Here is a 17,109-nt window from a genome sequence, read left to right as displayed (position 1 = left end):
GATGGACAGCCTTCGCATCCTCGCTGGCCGCCTCGACGAGGCGAGCGCCACGCTGACCGCCCTCTCCCGATCGGTCACCGCCGGCGACCCGGCGCAGGTGGCGTTCGGTGCCGACGCGCCGGGCCGGCCGGGCGAGGTCGGTCGGGCCCTGCACCGGCAGTGGGTGGCCGCCACCGGCGATCGGGCCCGGGAGGCGCACACCGCAGCCACCCAGGTGGCATCCGTGGCCGCCGCGCTGCGCAAGGCTGCCGACCGCTACTCCGACACCGACTCCGCCGTCTCCCGCCGGCTCGCCGGTGAGGCGTGATGGATTTCCTCGACCGGCTCGCCGAGCCCGGCCTCGACCTGCTGGGGCGGGTCGACACGCTGCTCGCCGCCGGTGCTCCCGAGGGGCACCGGGTCTGGCCGCTGCTGCGCCGGATGCAGGTGCTGCCCGGTGACGCGCTGCGTGGCTTTCTCGACCTGCGCCCGGGGCCACTGGCCACCGCCGGGCACGCCGTGCGCCGGCACGTGCACGGCTACGACCACGCCTGCGCCGCGCTGACCGACCCGTTGCTCTGGTCCGGTTCGGCCGCCATGGCGTACGGCCAGTCCCGCGCGACGCTCCTGCGGCATCTTGACGAGGGCCCCGAGAGCCTGGTCGGGCGGCTGGAAGCTACCGCCGGCTACGCCGACGCCCTCGCCGACTGGGTGGAAGGCAGCCGGCTCGCCGTCGCCCGGGCACTGGCCGAGGCGATCGGCTCGGCCGAGGCGGTAGCCGTCGTCGCCGCCACCTCGGTGCGCCGGACGACGGCGGAGGCCGGGGCCTCCGGGTCGGGCGGGGTTGCCGCCGCCGAGATCGGCGCCCGGGTGCTGGCGGTGCTCTGCGTCGCGTACGACGGCGCGGAGACGCTGTTGCGGCAGTGGTCACCGAGCCTGGCCGAGTCCCCGTGGCGACCGGGGGGCGGGCGGTTCCGCCCGGACACCGGTGGTGGCCCGGCGGGTGGCTGGACGACCCGGGTCGGCTGGTGACGCCCGCCGACACTGTCTCCGGTGCCTGCACCCGCACGTCCACAGGGCGCACGGCGCCGCTCGCGGGCACCCTTGCGGGTGGCCCGTCAGCGACGCCGTGACCTTCCCTGCACCCCCCGCAGGTCTGCTCTCCACTCAACGCGTTCGGCCCGGTCTTGTCGCGCCCGTGACGCAGGTTTCAGCCGTCCGGGCGGCATCGTCGTACCGGTGGTCGGGATGGGGATCGGTCGAGTCGACAATCGTGGATGGCTGCCCGGCGTGACGGCGGCTTGCGGTCTGGTGGAACGCCGCCGCCGATCGACCCGGCGCGTTCCCGCCCGCGCGACGTAGGGTGAGGGGATGGGCATGCTCTGCGCGGTCAGCTTCCAGCGGTACGGGCGCCTCTACTATCTCGACCCCGGTGAGCTGCGGCCGCAGGTGGGCGACAAGGTGCTGGTGCCCACCGACGACGGCCCCGAGGTGGCGGAGTGCGTGTGGGCGGCACAGTGGGTCACCGAGGAGACGGCGGGCTTCCCCCGGCTGGCCGGGCTCGCGCAGGAGGAGGACCTGCGCCGCGACGAGGAACTGCGGCGGCGCAAGGCCGAGGCGAAGGTCGCCGCCAAGCGGCTGATCCGCGAGCACGGTTTGCCGATGAAGGTGGTGGCGGTCGACCATGTGCTCGGCAACGGCGAGAGTGGCGGTGAGCGCAGCACCATCTACTTCACCGCCCCGCACCGGGTGGACTTCCGCTCCCTGGTTCGTGATCTCGGTGCGACGCTGCACTGCCGGGTGGAGTTGCGCCAGCTCTCGGCCCGCGACTCCGCGCGGGTGCAGGGCGGCATCGGCTCCTGCGGGCGGGATCTGTGCTGCGCCACCTTCCTGAACGACTTCGAGCCGGTCACCATCCGGATGGCCAAGGACCAGGATCTCCCACTCAACCCGCTGCGCATCTCCGGCGCGTGCGGTCGGCTGATGTGCTGCCTCAAGTACGAACATCCCCTGTACGCCAAGTTCGCCGAATCCGCCCCGGCGATCGGCACCCGGGTCACCACGCCCGAGGGCGAGGGCCGCGTGGTCGGCCACAGCGTCCCGAGAGACGCGGTGACCGTCCGCATGGACGCCGACGGCTCCCGCTCCAGGTGCTCCCGCGCCGACGTCTGCGGCTCCCGCCGCGCCTACGACACCCGCTGACCCCATCCCCGCGATCCACCCCTGCTGGTCCGCGTCGATCATGAGGTTAGCGGCAGTTTCAGAGATCGACATCGCCGCTAACCTCATGATCAACGGTAAGGGTGGGGTGGGGTGGGGTGGGGTGGGGTGGTCAGGTGAGGGTGATGGGGGGTTCGGCCAGGTGGGGGGTCAGGGGGGTGGTGGGGGTTAGCCAGGAGGACTCGGGGGAGTGGTCGGGGTTGACCTGCCAGTCGCGGGCGACGCGGTCGACGGCGATCGGGTAGAGGGTGAGCGTGCCGTCGGGATCGATGCGCATCCTGACGAAGCCCTTGGCGTCCTCGATGCCCTGCCCGGCGAACAACTCGTTGACATTGACCCCGAAAGCGCTCGCGAGCAGCAGGTACGCGGCCACCAACTGGCTGGCCACCAGCCCGATCACCGGCAGGTAGACCACTGCCGCAGCCACCGCCGGCAGCGGCCAGGACCAGTCGTGGAACGGCAGGGCGAGCCAGGCCCAGGTGCCGGCGGCAGCCAGCCCGACGTGCGCCAACCCGTGCCCGACGCCGAGGATCCAGTGCCGGGCGTGGCGCTTGCCGCTGGAACTGGGCGGTTTCGCGAACATCGCCGCCGCGAGCACCGTCACCAGCACCATCATCACCAGCGGCACGCTGAACAGCCGCTGTTCGGAGGCCTCGGAACGGAAGTCGGTCACGCCGGCCATGGAGAGCATCAGCAGGGTTTGCAGGACGCCCAGCAACGTCGAGAAGCCCGGGTTGCGGCGCGGCAGCCGAGCGAAGATCCCCCAGCCGTACCGGCGGGAGCGGGCGGCGTTGGGGTACCGGCCAGCCAACTCGTACGCCCGGGACGGGCTGGACCGGCGGGCCAGGGTGTCGCGCGGCGGCACCTCGATGCGCTCGGGCAGCTTGTGTGTCGGGTACAGGTAGGCACCACCGCTGCCGCAGGTCACCAACTGCCGCCCGTCCGGCCCGGTGTACCGCGCGTAGTGGTGCAGGTCGCCGGAGATCAGCAGCCGGACCTGAGCGCCGGTGGGCGCGACGATGGTCCGGATGAAGTAGTCGATCGAGTCGTACGCGGTGGGTTGGTCGACGGCCTTCACCCAGGCCGGAGCCGGCACCGCCAGGATCACCCGGCTCTGCGGCCCGAGCCGCTTCGCCACCGCGTCGAAGTAGGTGAGCTGCGGGTCGTCGACGTACGAGCCGGACTGGTCGTCGAGACCGAGCAGCCACCAGTCGGCCGGAAGTTCGGCGGCGAAGTACGACCGGGACTGGCCGGTACGCCAGCCACCGAAGTGCCGGTCCCGGGTACGGACGAACAGCCTCAGGAACGCGGTCAGCCCGTCGTACCAGTCGTGGTTGCCGGGCACCGCGAAGATCGTCGGCTGCTCCGGCGGGGTGGCCGGCAGTGCCGCCTGGTACGGCCCCTTGCACCGGTCCTCGTACGCCGCGTACTCCGCCGACGGGTAGACCTGGTCGCCACCCATCACCAGGGTCTGCGCCCGGGGCAGCCGGTGCCCGTCCACGGTGATCTCCCGCTGGGCGAGCAGGTAGGCCACGGAATAGGTGGCGTTGAACCCGTCACCCAGGTCGGCCACGTAGTCGAGCCAGAGCCCCCCGTCCGGCCCCACCTGCCGGGCGATTTCCGCGTCCAGCGCCTTCTGGAGTTCCCGCTTGTCCAGGTACGCACCGAACAGCATCGCCAGCAGCGTACGCAGCCCGGTGCTGATCAGCAGGAACGGCGCGAGCCACGGCACCGGCTTGCGGGGCGTGAAGCCAAGCTCCAGCGGATCGGTACTGCGGGGCCGCCGGGCCGCTCGACCTCCGGCGGCCTCCCCGGCGTACGGCCCCGGCGGCGGCGTCCGGTCGCTGGACGGCGGCCCGACGTCGACCGGTTCGTCGCGAGGGGTGTGATCGTCGGTCATTCGCCGCAGCGTAGTGCGACCCGGGTGACCCGACGACCCCGGAAACGCCCCGGGTGCCCGGTTCGTTCGACTCGGGAGCAATCCCGCTCGGCCGGGAATCGGTGCGTGCCGTACACTTGACCACCGTTGCCGCCTTAGCTCAGTCGGCAGAGCGACGCACTCGTAATGCGTAGGTCGACGGTTCGATTCCGTCAGGCGGCTCGGTACAGAAGCCCAGGTCATCGACCTGGGCTTCGCCGTTTCCCGAGGTCGACAACCTCACCGCGAGGGGGACCTGTTCGGCGCGGCCGAGGCACACCTGTCCGCGTGCCGGCTCGACCCCGACGACGCGAGAACCCTCGCACACGTTGCGGACGCGCTCGCGGACGCCATCCGGAACCGTCCGTCGAGCAGTGGGGCTCCGAGGCACTGCCGGACCGGGCGACAAACCATCGGGCCTTCGTTCTCCGCCGTGCAACCCCGCTCGCTCGCGAATCGTCAGGGGGCTGTGAGAGTGAAGGAGAGCGTGTGTGAAACGTGACCGTGACGAGCAGTTCCACAGCTTCGTGCTCAGCCGGCGCTCCGGGCTGGTACGAACGGCGACGCTGCTGACCGGCGGTGACGCGCATCTGGCCGAGGATCTGGTCCAGTCCACACTGACCAAGCTGTACGTCGCCTGGCCGGCGGTCCAGCGGGCGGACAACATCGAGGGCTACCTGCGCCGGACCCTGGTCAACGCGCTCACCGACGAACGCCGTCGGTGGTGGCGCCGCCACGAACGCTCGGTGGCGGAACTTCCGGACCGTTCCCGCGCCGAACCGGGCAGCGGCGGCGACCTCGACGACGGCCTGCGCGCGGCCCTTCGCGACCTGCCACCAAAGATGCGCGCCGCAGTGGTTTTCCGCTACTTCTACGACCTTTCCGTAGCCGACACCGCCGACGCCCTCGGCTGCTCCGAGGGAACGGTGAAGAGCCAGACCGCCCGTGCCCTGGACCGGTTGCGGGCCGCCCTTGACGAATCTTCCCTGACAGGAGTCACCCGATGATGGATCTGCACGACCGGCTCGACCGGATCGCCGGCCCAGCCGCCGAGCCGTCGGCCGCCGAGGCCGACGCCGACCTGGCTCGGGGCCGCCGGGCGCTGCGCCGCCGCCGGTCCGCCCGCGCGCTGGGTGCCTCGGCCTTCGCGGTCGCCGCGCTGGCCGTCGCCGTCACCTACGGCACCCAGGCCGGCCCGACCACCACCACTCCCGACAACGCGTCGGCCCAAGTCGTGGCTACCCGCCTCGTGGCCTACGAGGGCAAGCAGCCTCAAGGCTTCACGATCGACAAAGTCCCAGCGGGCTGGGAGATCCAGGGCGGCACTACCAGCGAGCTGACGATCGCTCCGAAGAACGCGGCGGACAAGAACCCGCTGGCGTTCATCGGCAAGATCGGCATCATGCTGCAGTCGAAGGACGACCGCTCCACCCCGACCGGTACGCAACTCGAGGTCGGCGGCAAGCCTGGCGTGCTCAATGCCGCCGATGGCATCCAAGGCGGCAAGAACCTGTGGGTCAAGCAGCCCGACGGCGTCTGGATGCTGGTGCAGATCTGGGACGCCAGCGGCTGGACCCAGCAGGACATCATCGAGTTCGCCGACGGCATCCATGTCCAGCCGGGGGTCGAACGCATCGCCGGCTGACGTCCGGCGTCCGCCGTGCACCTCCGCAAGGTGCGCGGCGGGTTAGGCGGGACGACCGGCTTCATCGCCGATCATGACCTGGGCCTTTCGATTGCACCCTCGCCAGGCTGAGCAGCCAAACGAGCCAAGCGAATCTGCCGGATGCCGCGAAAATGGTCTTGCTCGATCCGACTAACGTCTCGGCCATGCCTTTCTCGGGCCGCAAACGGCGGCGAGCGTCTCGCTTACCGCTATGGCCCAGGTTCACCATATTTGGCGTCATGACCTCGACCGCGCTTCTCCTAGCGGGCCTGTTCGCCGATCTGGGGCCGCCGCCGGCTGGCGAGTTGGTCCCCGGCACCGTGGTCTCCGTCGAGGCCGACCGCAGCGGACGCCCCGCCTTGGCCCTGCTATCGATCGATTCGAGCGACGGACCGGCCTACTGCGGCATCGACCGGAAGGCGTTTCCCGGAGGGCGCATCCCGCCGGCACAGACGCGGCTGACCGTGGACTACACGCCCACCGCCTGTGCCCCAGCACCGGTATCGCGCGAGCTGCCCCGTTGGCTGCTCCTCTCGACGGGCGGTGGCGGACTGGCCCTGATTGCGGCCTACCTGCGCCGAGCCCGACCGATCACCTGGGGTCGATTCATGGAGTCATGGACCCGGGGCTACATCGGGCGGAGCACCTAGCCCCGGGAGCAGCCAAGGAAGCAGCCAAGCCAGCTGCTGCGGCAGGTGTGGCACGGGCCGTCACGGCATGGTCAAGGTGATCAGTTGGCGGACCGCTTGGCCTTTCCGATGCGTCCGAGGTGGGTGTGCTCGAATCCCTCAGTCGTCTTGAGGCCGTAGCCGAGGGCGCGGTCGACGGCGATGTGGAACACCCACGCGATGGCGAGGATCCCGAGCCAGTCGATCGGCTCACGGAAAGCGGCGGCGGCCACCGCGATCGCGCCGAGCAGCGCCGGCAGCGCGTAGGAATGCCCCAGGTTGTAGCAGAAGGCACCCACGTGCGGGCCACGCAGATAGCCGACCATGGACAGGTCGAAGATCAGGAAGAGGGCGAGCAGCCACCACCAGGCGTACCCGACGGCGACGGTAACCACGACGGCGAAGGCTGCCACGGCGACGCCCTCGATGCGCTGCGTCTGGACCGGGTTCAACAACCGACAACTCCCTAGGTGACGATCCGAGTCACAACCAGTCGTGTTCGCGGGCGTAACGCGCGGCCTCATGACGGGTGTGGGTCTGGGTCTTCTGCATGGCGTTGGACAGGTAGTTGCGTACGGTGCCCTGAGCGAGGTGAAGCCGGGCGGCGATGTCGGCGACGGAGTAGCCCTCGCTGGTCACCCGCAACACGTCGAGTTCGCGCTCGGTGAGTGGGCAGTCGTCGACGATGGCGAGCGCGGAGACGTCCGGGTCGATCCACCGTTTGCCCGCGTGCAGGTCGGTGATGACCGAGGCGATGTGAGTCGGCTCGGCCGACTTGCTGACGAAGCCCTGGACGCCGAGCTTCAGCGCCTTACGCAGCACGCCGGGCCGAGCATGCCGGGTCAGCATGAGGACCACCTGCTCCGGTCGGACGCGGCGGATCTGAGTGATGGCACCGAGGCCGTCCACGCCGGGCATCTCCAGATCGATGACGAGCACGTCGGGCCGGTGTCGCAGGGTGGCCTCGACGGCGGTCTCGCCGTCGGTCGCCTCGGCGACGATGTCGATGTCGCCTTCGAGCGGAAGCAGCGCGGCCAGCGCCTTGCGCAGCAGGGCCTCGTCGTCCGCGAGCACGATGGTGGTGGTCATCGGTCATCCTTCGCAGCGCCGCCGGTGGGAGCATCGGCACGAGCGGGCGGGAACCTCGCGGCGGTCAGGAAGCGCCCGTCCTGCTGCTCCACGGCCAGTTCGCCGCCGTCGGCTGCCAGCCGTTGTCGGAGGCTGGAGAGCCCTCTGAGCTCGGGCAGCGTATCGCTTGTCACGCCGTCGTTGGCGATCGCGATGCCGGCTTCGGAGAGCGTGATCTGCACCTGGGTGGCCTGCGCGTGCCGCAGGATGTTCGTGGTGGTCTCGCGCAGGACCTGGCCGAGCAGTTCGCTGCTGCGCGGGCCCACCTCCGCCTCCCGGGTCACCCGGACCCGGATGCCCGCAGCCTCGAACAGGTTCTTCGCATTTTCGAGTTCCGCCGAGAGGTTGAGCCGACGCTGGGCGTACGCCAGCTCTTTGGTCTGGGTGATGGTGTCGCTGACCAGAGCGTACGTCTCCTGCAGTTCCTTCTCGGCTCGATCGGCGTCGCGGAGCACCAGTTTCCGGGCCAGTGCGATCTTCAGCTTGACCACGTGCAGGGTGTGGCCCTGGATGTCGTGCAGATCGCTGGCGAAGCGGACGCGTTCGCGGATGACCGCGAGTTCCGCTTCACGCTCCCGGGCGTGATCGAGCTCCCGGATGAGGTCGTAGAAACGCTCGCCGATGATGGTCAGGATCGTCACCAGGATGGTGAGGGCCGTGGGGATGAGAACGTAGCTGATCAGAACGCCGCGTACGTCGTCCTGCTGTACCAGGAGCCGCATCGTGCCGATGGCGGCGACGTAGCTGAACAGCCCGACCGCTACCAGCGTCCGACGGCGCGGTACCTGGCGTAGGGCGAGGGAACCTACGGCACAGACGCCCCAGTAGGCGTTGGGGCTGCCGGTCAGCAGCACCCCGAGCGGCCACACCACAGCCCCGACGATCGTGCAGGGCAGGGCGACCCGGGCCAGGTCGTCCGCCGTCCAGCGTTCGAAGGCCACCACCGCCGCCACGGCACCCGGGGCCAGGACGATGAGATGCCACCAGGTGTGCGCGTCGGTGGCCAGGAGAACCACCGCGGCGAACACGACCGGCGGAAGCGACGTCAGGAGATTGATCCGGCGCAGTCGCTTCTGCGTCGTCTTGGTGAAGGCCGGCGATCTCGCGGTCACCCAGCCAGTATTCCCATGTCCAGGCGGGGCGAGCAGTGACACCACGTCATACGTGCTGGTGACATGGCGACCCTGACCGATTGGAGCGGGCGCTGCTGTCATTGGGACATGTCCACGACACCAGTGATCGAAGTCGAACGGCTCAACGTCAAGTACGGCGACTTCCACGCCGTGAAGGACCTTTCCTTCGAGGTCCGGCGTGGGGAACTGTATGCGCTGCTCGGCACCAACGGGGCGGGAAAGACCTCGACCCTGGAGACCATCGAGGGACACCGGACGCCGACCTCCGGCACCGTGCGCGTGTTCGGGCGCCAACCGAGTGACCGCCGGGTGGTCCGTCCCCGCATGGGCGTCATGCTCCAGGAGAGCGGTTTCTCCCCGGATCTGACGGTTCGCGAGTCGGTCCGGCTGATCGGCACCCTCACCCGGCGGACCGACGACGTCGACCGGGTGCTCGACGTCGTCGACCTCACCAGCAAGGCCGGCCGGAAGGTGTCCCAGCTCTCCGGCGGGGAGAAGCGGCGGCTGGACTTCGCCACCGCCGTCTACGGCACCCCGGAGCTGATCTTCCTCGACGAGCCGACCACCGGCCTGGACGTCCAGTCCCGCGACCACCTGTGGACGACCGTGGATCGGCTCCGCGAGAACGGCGCGACAATCGTGCTCACCACGCACTACCTGGAGGAGGCGCAGCAGCGTGCCGACCGGATCGGGCTGATGCACGAGGGCACCTTCCACCAGGAGGGCACGGTCTCCGAGCTGACCCGCACGCTCCCGGCGGTCATCCGCTTCTCGCTGCCGCCGACGGCGCCGGCGCTGCCGTTGCAGGCTGCCACGGGCGGCGACGGCAAGGTCGCGATCGAGACCTTCGGCCTGCAGAAGGACCTGCACATCCTGCTCTCCTGGGCGCAGGACCACGCCGTGGAGCTGCGGGACCTGGAGGCCGGGCCGACCCGCCTCGACAACGTCTTCCGCGCCATCAGCGGCTGACCCGTTTCCCGAGAGGAATCCTTCCCGTGTTCCCCATCGCTTTCAGCGAGTTGATCCAGATCTTCCGGAACCGGCTGGTGCTGGTCACCAGCTTCATCATCCCGGTGGTCGTCTCCGCGTACTTCGTCCGCCAGCACGAGACCTTCGCCGCCCTCGGCAGCCTCGGCTACATCGCGGCGATCGTGCTGTTCACCGTGGCCGCGTTCGGGCTCTACGCCACGACCGTGACCACCCTGGCGTCCCGGCGGCAGAATCTCTTCCTCAAACGGCTGCGCTCCACGGCCATCGGGGACGCCGGAATTCTCGCTGGCCTGCTGCTGCCCGCCACTGTCGTCGCCGTGGTGCAGGTGGCCGCGATCCTGACCGCGCTGGCCATGGTCGCCGGCGGGCCGGCCAACGTACCCCTGCTGGTGGTGGCGATCGTCGCTACCGTGGCCATGCTGATCGGCTTGGGGCTGGCCACCGCCGGCCTGACCAACTCACCCGAGCACGCCCAGGTCACCACCCTGCCCGTCACCCTCGGCGTGATCGGCGTGGCCAGCTGGGTGGGTATCAGCGGCACCGAGAACCTCGCCCTGCTCAAGCGGCTGCTGCCCGGTGGTTCCGCCACCGAGATGGTGATGAACGCCTGGAACGGCGGCGTCGCCGTGACCGACTCCCTGCTGCTGCTGGGCCCGACGCTGGGCTGGGTCGTCGTCGCCGTCGTGCTGGCCACCCGCCTCTTCAGCTGGGAACCCCGCCGTTGAGGCGGCAAACGCCATCGAGGTGCCCGCGCAATGCCCCGACCAGCCAGCCGACCAGGCCGCACACTGCCCGAAGAGACGTACGACGAAGGAGTGATCGTGACCGCCGAGACGACGCCACCCGGAGCCCCGACTCTGGTGGAGGACCTGCTGCTCCTGCTGTTCCAGCCGAGGTCGGGCACCATCGCCGGAGAGAACACCCTCTTCTACATCCTCGCGGGGGCCGTACTCGCGGATCTCGCCCTCAACGACCGGGTGACAATGGCGGACCGGCGCAAGGTGAAGATCGTCGAGGGTAATGCACCGTCGGATGACCTGCTTCGATCGGCGTGGGACTACCTCTCCGAGAAACCCCGAGGCGTGCAGACGGTGCTCGCCGCGATCGGCCCCGAACTGCGCCAGCCGGTGTTGGAGCGGCTCATCGAACGCGGCGACATCACCCGAGAGGCCCGGAAGGTGCTCGGCCTGTTCCGTACGACCGCACTGCGCGACGGTGGCAACGGACGCCGCGCGCGCCTGCTGGAGGAGGTCCGGCAGGTCCTCGTGGACGGCGCGGAACCGTCGGCCCGGGTCGCCGCGCTCGCGGCGCTGCTGTCGGGCAGCGGAACTCTGCCCCAGTTCTACCGCGACATTCCCTGGACCTCACCCGTGGTCACCCGCGCCAAGGAACTCGAGCAGGGCAACTGGGGAGCCGGCGCCGCAGCGGAAGCCGTGACACGGACCATGACCGCGACCGTCGTCAACAGTGTCATCGTCACCACCACGGTGATCCCCCGAAGCTAGCCCGGCCGTCTGTGACCCGTGCAGCCCAGCCTGCAACTTCGCGGAGGTTGTCGGGTCGTGATGGACCGCAGGCAGCAACATCACCGAAGTTGCGGGCCGGGCGCCGGCGGCGACGGGTGGGTGGCGGTGCGGGGGGAGGAGGGGCGGGTCAGGTGTAGAGGGTGGCGGCGTACTGGGGGCCGTAGTGGCGTTCGAGGTCGGCGAGGGTGTCCGCCGGGGCCTCGACCTCCTTGATCAGACGAGCCCGGCTGGGCAGCGGGTCCGATGGCCAGGTTTCCGGCTGCCACAGCTGTGAACGGAGGAATGCCTTCGCGCAGTGGTAGAAGATCTGCTCGATCTCGACCACCACGGCGAGCACCGGCCGGTGCCCCTTGACCACCATGTCGTCGAACCAGGGCGCGTCGCGCAGCAGCCGTGCCCGGCCGTTGATCCGCAAGGTGTCGGTGCGCCCGGGGATGAGGAAGATCAGGCCGACGTGCGGGTTCGCCAGGATGTTGCGGTAGCCGTCGGCGCGCTTGTTGCCGGGGCGCTCCGGAATGGCAATGGTCCGCTCGTCGAGCACGTGGGCGAAACCCGCCGGATCACCCTTGGGTGAGACGTCGCAGGTGCCGTCCGCTCCGGCGGTGGCCACCAGGCAGAACGGCGACGCGGCGAGCCATTGCCGGTCACGCTCGTGCAGGTGGGTGCGCTCCTTGGCGACTGCGCGGGGGGCCGGGGTGCCGAGCAGGTCGGTCAATTCGGCTGCGGATGTGATCTCCACCGTCACTGGGTGCCTCCCCGTGGAGTTGACCGTGGTGGCGGCACCCGGGCGGGAAACCGCCACGGTCAGTCTAGTCGCGCCCGCCCGTGAGGTTTGTCCCTCGGTGACCGGGGTACCGGCCCACCGAGCGCCCTCGGAGAGCAGTGGAGGCCCGGAGATGGAGAGTCGGCTCAAGATCCTGGGGCATCCCGTCCATCCGATGCTTGTGATGTTTCCGTTCGCCCTGCTGGTCACCGCCGTGCTCTTCGACGTCATCGACACGGTCGGCGGGCCGGATTTCCTCGGCGAGGTGGCGTACTGGAACCTCAGCGTCGGCCTGATCGGCGGCCTGCTGGCCGCGGCGGCCGGGACGTTCGACCTGTTGGCCATCCCTTCCGGTACCCGGGCCAAGCGGGTGGCGCTGACCCACGCCGCCGCGAACGTCGCGGTGATCCTGCTCTTCGCCGCCGTCTGGGTGGTACGGCTCAACGCCGACTCGCGGGGTGCGGGCGGGGCGCTGGTCGCCATCGAGGTGGTGGCGCTCGGCATCCTCGGGGTCGGCGGCTGGCTGGGCGGTGAACTCGTCGACCGGCTCGGGGTCGGTGTCGACCGGGAGGCCAGCCTCGACGCGCCGAGTTCCTTGCGGCCGGCGGCCGCCAGTCAACGGATGGGAGATGCGCGATGACCAGGCCGGGACGCGGTTGGCGGGGCGGTCAGCAGGGCTGGGACCCGATGGGCGAGTTGCAGTCGCTGCGGGCCGAGTTGAGCCGGCTGGTCGGTGGTCGACCGGGGCCGCCCGAGGTGGAGCTGGGCGAGACCAGCGACGGCTGGGAGGTGGTCGTCCGGCTGCCCGGCGTCGCCCCAGAGGAGGTCGCGGTGGAACTGGACGACCGCGAGCTGTGCGTACGGGCGCGGACGGAGGCCGAGGTCAACGCCGACCATGGCATTCCCGGCGGATTCGAGACCCGGGGCTTCGAGTACCGCGTGCAGCTGCCGTCGCGAGTGGACCCCGAGGCGATCGACGCGGTGATGGACCACGGTCTGCTGCGGGTACGGCTGCCCCGGGCGAACCGGCCCGCACCACGCACCATCACCGTCGGTCGTACCGGTCCGCGTTCGGCCGGCCCTTCCGGTGGTGTGCCGAGCAGTGTCGACCCGGCGGCGGACCGGGAACTGCACCAGCCGGACGTCGCCACCGGCGATTTCGGCCGGTAGCGCGCCCCGTGGCCCCGGCCGTGCTGGGAGAGGCCGCCGACCGTGTGCCCGACGTGGCCCGGATCGCCGTGCTGCGCGCCAACGCGCTCGGTGACTTCATCTTCGTGCTGCCCGCGCTGGAAGCGCTGCGGGCCGCGTACCCGCAGGCGGAGATCGTGTTGCTCGGCGCGCCCTGGCACGCGCAGCTGTGGCGCGACCGGCCCGGCCCGGTCGACCGGGTACTTGTGGTGCCGCCCGCGCCGGGGATCCGGACGGCGACCGACGGCGAGCCCGAGTTCAGCATGGTCGACTTCCTGGCCGGTGCCCGCGCGGAACGGTTCGACGTGGCGTTGCAACTGCACGGCGGCGGGGCCAACTCCAATCCGCTGGTGGCCGCGCTCGGCGCCCGGGTCACCGCCGGCCTGCGGGCCGAGGACGCGCCGCCGCTGGACCGCTGGCTGCGGTACGTCTACTACCAACACGAGGTGATCCGCTACCTGGAGGCGGTGGCCCTGGTGGGTGCTCCGGCCACCACGATCACCCCGGCGTTTGTGGTCACCGAAGCCGACCGGGCCGAGGCGCGGGCCGTGCTCGGCGAACCGGAGCGTCCCCGGGTGGCGCTGCATCCCGGGGCGACCGACACCCGCCGTCGCTGGCCCGCCGACCGTTTCGGGGAGGTGGCCCGGACGCTGCACACCGACGGGTACGAGGTACTTGTCACCGGTACCCCCGCCGAGCAGGAGGTGGTCGACCGGGTGGTCGCCACCGCCGGTGTGCCGGTCCGGCCGCAGGTGGGCACGCTCAGTCTGGGTGGCCTGGCCGGCTGTTACGCGGGCTGTGAGCTGGTGGTCTCCAACGACACCGGTCCGCTGCACCTGGCTGCCGCCGTCGGTACCCCCACCGTCGGCATCTTCTGGGTCGGCAACCTGATCACCACGGCTCCCGTGCTGCGGGGCCGGCATCGGCCGATCACCTCGTGGACGGTGCACTGTCCGGTCTGCGGGGTGGACTGCACACCCGGCATCTACCCGCACCGTCCGGGCGACGGCGACTGCCCGCACCGCGACTCATTCGTCACCGACGTTCCGGTGGCCGAGGTGCTCGAAGCCGCCCGCGAGCTGCTGTTCCGCTGAGAAACCTGCCGGTTCAGCCGTCCGGGTCGGCGAGGACGACCTCCCACGCCTCCACGTCGCGTTCGGTGACCGTGGTCGGCGACTCCAGGTGGTAGGCGCCGCTGGGCAGGACACCGGCGCCGCCGTGCCGCGCCAGCACGGCGAGCTGCGCGGCGACGTCCTCGCCCTGGTGCCGCACCGGTACCCGCCGCCAGAAGTCGAAACCGCCGGAGTCGAGCAGCTTGGCCCGGTCGTAGAGCACGCAACCGCCGACCCAGGAAACCTGATACGCCCGCCATTCGTCGCCCGTCAGCGCCAGCGACGCCGTCACGTGCAGCAGGTTCGCCGCGGAGTGGATCTGCGCCCGGTCCCACTCGGGCGTGCCTGGCCGGACCCGCTCCGGCACCGGTCGGCCCGGCCACTCCCGGTAGTGCCGGTGGGTGTGCGGCCGGACGTCGTCCAGATAGGACAGGCCGTGCACCCCGTTGCCGACGAAGCCGCAGCCCAACTCGTCGATCGCGGTCACCAGCCGGCGCAGCGTTCCCGGTTCCAGCCAGACGTCGTCGTCGAGGAAGAGCACGTACCGGGCGGTGGAGGCGGTGAGCAGGAAACTGCGGTGTTCGGCGAGCCCTCGCCGAGGTAGCCGCCGGGTCAGCAGCACCGGATGTCCCCGGTGACGCAGCGCCCGGACCATGGTGGCCGCCGCCGGGTGGGCGTATCCGGGGTCGCCGTCGGACTGGTCGCTGACCACCACGCCGAATCCCGGCACCCCCTCCTGAGCGGCGAGCCCGGAGAGGGTGACGGCGAGTTCGGTGGGACGGTTGCGGGTCGGGACCAGCACGTCGACCAGCCGGTCGACGCGGAACTGCGTGGGCGCGCCGGCGTCGAGGGGTCGGTTCACGGCGCCTTGCCGGTCAGTGGCGGCGCATCCGCACCGGTCGTGGCGGCGCTCCCGGTACCGGCCGCGCCGGAGGTCTCCACTTCGGGAGCGGGCGTCGCCGGCCCGCCGTCCGCGCCGGTCGCGCCCTCCTGGCCGTACGCGCGGATCCGGTCGATGATCGCCGAGGTGGAGCGGTCCGGTACGTACCCCAGGGTGCGTACCTGGCCGCCCAGCCGCTGCACCAGGGGCGCCTCCGGCACCAGCTCGGGCGGGTAGTCGCCGCCCTTGACGTAGACGTCCGGCCGGACGGTTTCGATGAGGGCGGCCGGCGAATCCTCCTCGAACACCACCACGTGGTCGACGCAGGTCAGCGCGGCGAGCAGGGCCGCGCGGTCCTCGATCGGGTTGACCGGCCGGTCCGCGCCCTTCAACCGGCGTACGCTGCCGTCGGAGTTGACCGCCACCACCAGCAGGTCACCGAGGGCGCGGGCCTGTTCCAGGTAGCGCACGTGCCCCCGGTGCAGCACGTCGAAGCAGCCGTTGGTGAAGACGATCGAGCGGCCGGCCCGTCGGTGCTCGGCGACGATCTCCGCCAGGTGCCCGGTGTCGACAAGCACCTGCCGGCCGTCGGGTGTCGGCCGGCCCAGCGCGGCCAGCAGGTCCTCGCGCCGGCACACGCAGGTGCCGGTGCCGGCGACGGTGCTCGTCGCGGCGAGCTGGGCCAGTTGGGCGGCGGTGGACAGCGGAGCGTCGGCGGCCAGCGCGAGTGTCATCGCCGCCAGGTACGCGTCACCGGCACCGACGGCGTGGCTGGCGGGCACGGGTGTGCTGTGGCTGCGGGCGGGTTCACCGTCGGCCCCGCCGACCACCGCGCCCTCGGTGTCCAGGGTCACCGCGACCACGGCTGCGCCGGTGTGGGCGCGCAGCTCGGCGAGTCGGGACTCGGCCAGGACGGCCCGGTCCACGCCGGCACCGACCTCGGCGTTCACGGTCACTCCCGTGCCGGTCACGCTGAGCCCGTCCCGGGTCATCGCCACCCGGCTCTCGCCCGGGGTGGGTTCGCCGGTGGGTCCGTCGGTACGCCGCATCCCGGCCTCACCCGGGGCCGTTCCCACGGTCAGCTCGGAGGGGCCGTCGGCCGGGTCGACCTCGGGATGTTCCAGGTGCAGCTCGTGCCCACCGGTCGTCGCGGTGCCGGCCGGGTCAGCGGGGGCCGCCGGATTCGTGGTCGGCCCGACCGTGCCCGCGCGGGCGAGCAGGCGGGTGGCCTCCGCGAAGCTCGGCGTCACCACGGTCGGGGCGAGGCCCCGCCAGTCGGCGAGGTCGTGGGCGTCGAGCGCGACCGTGGCGTAACGGTCGCGGTGCTCGACCAGCCAGGCGCGTACCGGCGCGGGCAGGGCGCCCATTCCGTAGTCGCAGACCACCAGGGTCGGCTTCTCGCCCCCGCTGGCGGCCCGTAGTTCCTCGCTCGCGCAGTCCAGGGCGGTGAGCAGGCAGTCCACCCCTTGGTCGCTGAGCGGGTCGTCCGGGTCGCCGGAGTCCTCCCGCAGCAGGATCTGGTCGCCGGCCAGCATCCGACGCTTGACCGGGGTGGGCCGCCCGGGCTGGCTGACCGTGCGGTCCCAGACACCGGCCCGGTCGAGGCAGTCGTGCAGCTCGTCGCCGGCCGCGTCGGCCCCGACGGGTGCCACCAGCACCGAGCGCCCGCCCAGCGTGGCGATGTTGACGGCGGTGTTGGCGGCGCCACCCGCCGCGGAGATGCGGCGGCGCAGAGTGAGGACGGGGGCGGGGGCCTCCCGGCACAACCGGTCGGAGTCGGCGAACCGCCACTCGTCGAGCATGGCGTCGCCGATGACCAGGACGGGACGCCCGAGCCAGCTCTGCACGACATCGGCGAGCCGGAGCTGTTCCGCTGCTGCTCGTGCCATGCCGGCGGTTCCCCTCCGGTCGGCGGGGTCAAACCTGTCGGCCGGGCAC

19 protein-coding genes and 1 tRNA gene are annotated in these 17,109 nt (G+C 71.2%); 13 read left to right on the top strand and 7 right to left on the bottom strand.

Translation table 11 applies throughout. From position 1 onward, the window contains the following. Window position 1 precedes the first annotated feature (1 nt). The 3 genes from AB0J93_RS19295 (at window position 2) to ricT (ending at window position 2,181) form a co-directional block, all read left to right on the top strand. Window positions 2-307 (top strand): type VII secretion target, encoded by a 306-nt coding sequence (locus AB0J93_RS19295; protein ID WP_363923637.1) that lies wholly within the window; start codon window positions 2-4, stop codon window positions 305-307. After that, window positions 307-1,011: a hypothetical protein gene (locus tag AB0J93_RS19290; RefSeq protein ID WP_363923635.1), complete on the top strand. Its 705-nt coding sequence runs from the start codon at window positions 307-309 to the stop codon at window positions 1,009-1,011. The genes AB0J93_RS19295 and AB0J93_RS19290 overlap by 1 nt, the downstream gene beginning before the upstream one ends. A gap of 339 nt (window positions 1,012-1,350) precedes the next feature. Continuing rightward, entirely contained in the window at window positions 1,351-2,181 is an 831-nt protein-coding gene (gene ricT / locus AB0J93_RS19285) for a regulatory iron-sulfur-containing complex subunit RicT (RefSeq protein ID WP_363923633.1), read from the top strand. A 130-nt stretch (window positions 2,182-2,311) separates the two neighbouring features. Here the strand turns inward: ricT and AB0J93_RS19280 are convergent, their stop codons facing one another. Then, window positions 2,312-4,099, bottom strand: coding sequence for a metallophosphoesterase (locus AB0J93_RS19280; RefSeq protein WP_363923631.1), 1,788 nt, complete (start codon window positions 4,097-4,099; stop codon window positions 2,312-2,314). Between the two features lie 128 nt (window positions 4,100-4,227). Here AB0J93_RS19280 and AB0J93_RS19275 point away from each other — a divergent pair. The 4 genes from AB0J93_RS19275 to AB0J93_RS19260 all read left to right on the top strand — a co-directional run bounded on the left by AB0J93_RS19275 (window position 4,228) and on the right by AB0J93_RS19260 (window position 6,433). Continuing rightward, window positions 4,228-4,300, top strand: a tRNA-Thr gene (locus tag AB0J93_RS19275). 308 nt (window positions 4,301-4,608) lie between these two features. Further along, window positions 4,609-5,124, top strand: coding sequence for a SigE family RNA polymerase sigma factor (locus AB0J93_RS19270; protein WP_363923629.1), 516 nt, complete (start codon window positions 4,609-4,611; stop codon window positions 5,122-5,124). Further along, complete coding sequence (locus AB0J93_RS19265) at window positions 5,124-5,762, top strand: hypothetical protein (RefSeq protein ID WP_363923627.1); 639 nt, start codon at window positions 5,124-5,126, stop codon at window positions 5,760-5,762. The genes AB0J93_RS19270 and AB0J93_RS19265 overlap by 1 nt, the downstream gene beginning before the upstream one ends. A 260-nt stretch (window positions 5,763-6,022) precedes the next feature. Further along, complete coding sequence (locus tag AB0J93_RS19260) at window positions 6,023-6,433, top strand: hypothetical protein (RefSeq protein ID WP_363923625.1); 411 nt, start codon at window positions 6,023-6,025, stop codon at window positions 6,431-6,433. 80 nt (window positions 6,434-6,513) lie between these two features. Here the strand turns inward: AB0J93_RS19260 and AB0J93_RS19255 are convergent, their stop codons facing one another. The 3 genes from AB0J93_RS19255 to AB0J93_RS19245 are packed head-to-tail and all read right to left on the bottom strand — an operon-like array spanning window position 6,514 to window position 8,691. Continuing rightward, complete coding sequence (locus AB0J93_RS19255) at window positions 6,514-6,906, bottom strand: DUF4260 domain-containing protein (protein WP_363923623.1); 393 nt, start codon at window positions 6,904-6,906, stop codon at window positions 6,514-6,516. Between the two features lie 28 nt (window positions 6,907-6,934). Then, window positions 6,935-7,540: a response regulator transcription factor gene (locus AB0J93_RS19250; RefSeq protein ID WP_363923621.1), complete on the bottom strand. Its 606-nt coding sequence runs from the start codon at window positions 7,538-7,540 to the stop codon at window positions 6,935-6,937. Then, the gene (locus AB0J93_RS19245) at window positions 7,537-8,691 is read right to left on the bottom strand and encodes a histidine kinase (RefSeq protein WP_363923619.1); all 1,155 of its coding nucleotides are present in this window, start codon (window positions 8,689-8,691) and stop codon (window positions 7,537-7,539) included. The genes AB0J93_RS19250 and AB0J93_RS19245 overlap by 4 nt, the downstream gene beginning before the upstream one ends. 108 nt (window positions 8,692-8,799) lie before the next feature. Between AB0J93_RS19245 and AB0J93_RS19240 the strand changes: the two genes are divergently transcribed. The 3 genes from AB0J93_RS19240 (at window position 8,800) to AB0J93_RS19230 (ending at window position 11,207) form a co-directional block, all read left to right on the top strand. Continuing rightward, window positions 8,800-9,681: an ABC transporter ATP-binding protein gene (locus AB0J93_RS19240; RefSeq protein ID WP_363923617.1), complete on the top strand. Its 882-nt coding sequence runs from the start codon at window positions 8,800-8,802 to the stop codon at window positions 9,679-9,681. Window positions 9,682-9,707: 26 nt separating this feature from the next. Then, complete coding sequence (locus AB0J93_RS19235) at window positions 9,708-10,427, top strand: ABC transporter permease (RefSeq protein ID WP_363923615.1); 720 nt, start codon at window positions 9,708-9,710, stop codon at window positions 10,425-10,427. A gap of 96 nt (window positions 10,428-10,523) precedes the next feature. Then, window positions 10,524-11,207 (top strand): GPP34 family phosphoprotein, encoded by a 684-nt coding sequence (locus tag AB0J93_RS19230; RefSeq protein ID WP_363923613.1) that lies wholly within the window; start codon window positions 10,524-10,526, stop codon window positions 11,205-11,207. 148 nt (window positions 11,208-11,355) lie between these two features. Here AB0J93_RS19230 and AB0J93_RS19225 read toward each other — a convergent pair whose 3' ends face one another. Beyond that, complete coding sequence (locus AB0J93_RS19225; protein WP_363923611.1) at window positions 11,356-11,973, bottom strand: pyridoxamine 5'-phosphate oxidase family protein; 618 nt, start codon at window positions 11,971-11,973, stop codon at window positions 11,356-11,358. A 151-nt stretch (window positions 11,974-12,124) separates the two neighbouring features. Here AB0J93_RS19225 and AB0J93_RS19220 point away from each other — a divergent pair, with 151 nt between their 5' ends. The 3 genes from AB0J93_RS19220 to AB0J93_RS19210 are packed head-to-tail and all read left to right on the top strand — an operon-like array spanning window position 12,125 to window position 14,273. Then, window positions 12,125-12,631 carry a DUF2231 domain-containing protein gene (locus AB0J93_RS19220; RefSeq protein ID WP_363923609.1) on the top strand — a complete coding sequence of 169 codons (507 nt, stop codon included), beginning with the start codon at window positions 12,125-12,127 and terminating at the stop codon, window positions 12,629-12,631. After that, a complete protein-coding gene (locus tag AB0J93_RS19215; RefSeq protein ID WP_363923607.1) occupies window positions 12,628-13,161 on the top strand; it encodes an Hsp20/alpha crystallin family protein in 534 nt (177 codons plus the stop codon). Before AB0J93_RS19220 ends, AB0J93_RS19215 begins: the two co-directional genes overlap by 4 nt. Before the next feature lie 8 nt (window positions 13,162-13,169). After that, window positions 13,170-14,273: a glycosyltransferase family 9 protein gene (locus AB0J93_RS19210; RefSeq protein WP_363923605.1), complete on the top strand. Its 1,104-nt coding sequence runs from the start codon at window positions 13,170-13,172 to the stop codon at window positions 14,271-14,273. Window positions 14,274-14,286: 13 nt separating this feature from the next. Here AB0J93_RS19210 and AB0J93_RS19205 read toward each other — a convergent pair whose 3' ends face one another. Both AB0J93_RS19205 and rfaE2 read right to left on the bottom strand, forming a co-directional pair. Beyond that, window positions 14,287-15,153, bottom strand: coding sequence for a glycosyltransferase (locus AB0J93_RS19205; protein WP_363923603.1), 867 nt, complete (start codon window positions 15,151-15,153; stop codon window positions 14,287-14,289). Beyond that, window positions 15,150-17,060 (bottom strand): D-glycero-beta-D-manno-heptose 1-phosphate adenylyltransferase, encoded by a 1,911-nt coding sequence (gene rfaE2, locus AB0J93_RS19200; protein WP_363923601.1) that lies wholly within the window; start codon window positions 17,058-17,060, stop codon window positions 15,150-15,152. Before rfaE2 ends, AB0J93_RS19205 begins: the two co-directional genes overlap by 4 nt. Window positions 17,061-17,109: the final 49 nt, after the last annotated feature.

Origin of the sequence: Micromonospora sp. NPDC049374, from assembly GCF_040677165.1 — a bacterium.
Lineage (GTDB): Bacteria > Actinomycetota > Actinomycetes > Mycobacteriales > Micromonosporaceae > Micromonospora.
This window is presented reverse-complemented; position numbering and strand designations above follow the sequence as displayed.

Coding starts and splice junctions, on each gene's coding strand:
- AB0J93_RS19295 (WP_363923637.1), top strand. CDS start 2: ATGGACAGCCTTCGCATCCTCGCTGGCCGCCTCGACGAGGCGAGCGCC.
- AB0J93_RS19260 (WP_363923625.1), top strand. CDS start 6,023: ATGACCTCGACCGCGCTTCTCCTAGCGGGCCTGTTCGCCGATCTGGGG.
- AB0J93_RS19220 (WP_363923609.1), top strand. CDS start 12,125: ATGGAGAGTCGGCTCAAGATCCTGGGGCATCCCGTCCATCCGATGCTT.
- AB0J93_RS19240 (WP_363923617.1), top strand. CDS start 8,800: ATGTCCACGACACCAGTGATCGAAGTCGAACGGCTCAACGTCAAGTAC.
- AB0J93_RS19265 (WP_363923627.1), top strand. CDS start 5,124: ATGGATCTGCACGACCGGCTCGACCGGATCGCCGGCCCAGCCGCCGAG.
- AB0J93_RS19215 (WP_363923607.1), top strand. CDS start 12,628: ATGACCAGGCCGGGACGCGGTTGGCGGGGCGGTCAGCAGGGCTGGGAC.
- rfaE2 (WP_363923601.1), bottom strand. CDS start 17,060: ATGGCACGAGCAGCAGCGGAACAGCTCCGGCTCGCCGATGTCGTGCAG.
- AB0J93_RS19280 (WP_363923631.1), bottom strand. CDS start 4,099: ATGACCGACGATCACACCCCTCGCGACGAACCGGTCGACGTCGGGCCG.
- AB0J93_RS19290 (WP_363923635.1), top strand. CDS start 307: ATGGATTTCCTCGACCGGCTCGCCGAGCCCGGCCTCGACCTGCTGGGG.
- ricT (WP_363923633.1), top strand. CDS start 1,351: ATGGGCATGCTCTGCGCGGTCAGCTTCCAGCGGTACGGGCGCCTCTAC.
- AB0J93_RS19250 (WP_363923621.1), bottom strand. CDS start 7,540: ATGACCACCACCATCGTGCTCGCGGACGACGAGGCCCTGCTGCGCAAG.